Source organism: Oleiphilus sp. HI0086 (assembly GCF_001635225.1).
The window spans coordinates 1-729 of sequence record NZ_LWFZ01000234.1; the positions used below are offsets into that span (position 1 = coordinate 1).

General features: G+C 46.4%; 1 protein-coding gene. It reads right to left on the reverse strand.

What is annotated here, in order from left to right; genetic code table 11:
- The coding region (locus tag A3756_RS03090) for a type III pantothenate kinase (RefSeq protein ID WP_068552918.1) at positions 1-727 on the reverse strand (727 nt) is incomplete at its 3' end.
- Positions 728-729: the final 2 nt, after the last annotated feature.

Consider the following 729-nt stretch of genomic DNA (forward strand, 5'->3'; position numbering starts at 1 on the left):
CAAGCCTAGATCCGAACAGCCCAGCCATCCCCTCAAAGACCAATACAGGCCTCAATTCGTAAGCCCCCACGATAAATCCGGCGATATATTTAGCATCACCACCCGTAAGTATTACCTTGTTAATACCATAGCCCTGACACTGTGACTCTAAGTAGCTTATAGTTTGACTCACCATAATATGAACACCATTAACAACACACTGCTCAGTATTCCTGCCTGGAGATAATCCACACTGCACATCATCATCTAATACAATTTTCGATGTCCCCGCCACAAGCGAATCCTGCAACATTTTGCAACCTGGAAAAATATAGCCACCAATATGCCGTCCATCTCCGTCAATCAAGTCGGCCGTCAAGGCACTACCGCTATCGATTACCATACAAGCGCCTTGATACAGATCGCGCACGGCTGATATTACCAGGCAGCGATCAACCCCCAACCTTTTCACCTCATCGTAAGCAAATTGCTGCCCGCTCATATCATCATGAGAAATCGCATAAATCTTAACATCCACCATACGCTGGAGCGCGTCAAGCAGACTATCTAGTACTTCAGACACCCTAACAGATGCTACCAGCACCCTATTAAATGACATGCCACCCAACTCTGCTGCCAGCAAAGCAGGATCAAGCGCCGACAACAACTCCTCTCCCGACCTTATGATTTTATTATTTTCAGCTAAACACCACTTGATCCGTGTGTTGCCGCAATCTAATAGAAGCATCA